This window comes from Paenibacillus sp. LS-5 (genome assembly GCF_056121505.1).
Genome location: NZ_JBWAVA010000144.1, coordinates 1 through 231 on the forward strand (window position 1 = coordinate 1; position 231 = coordinate 231).

1 protein-coding gene is annotated in these 231 nt (G+C 59.7%); it reads left to right on the forward strand.

Annotated elements, in window-relative coordinates; all coding sequences use genetic code 11:
* Positions 1–40: 40 nt before the first annotated feature.
* On the forward strand, positions 41–231 hold a 191-nt coding region (locus tag AC0MA3_RS26805; RefSeq protein WP_474658395.1), incomplete at its 3' end, for a carboxymuconolactone decarboxylase family protein.

The following is a 231-nucleotide window of genomic DNA, read 5'->3' on the forward strand; positions in this document are numbered from 1 at the left end:
TTTCCGCCTCGCCCGTCCCAACGAAAGAACGAGGAACGCCATGGACAAGAAGATGCACGACAAGGGCCTGGAAGTCCGCAAAGCGGTGCTGGGCGAGGCCTATGTCGAGAACGCGCTGAAGAACGTCGACGATTTCAACCGTCCGTTCCAGGAGATGCTCAACGAATATTGCTGGGGCACGGTGTGGGGCCGCGAGGAACTGCCGCGCAAGACCCGCAGCATGCTCAACAT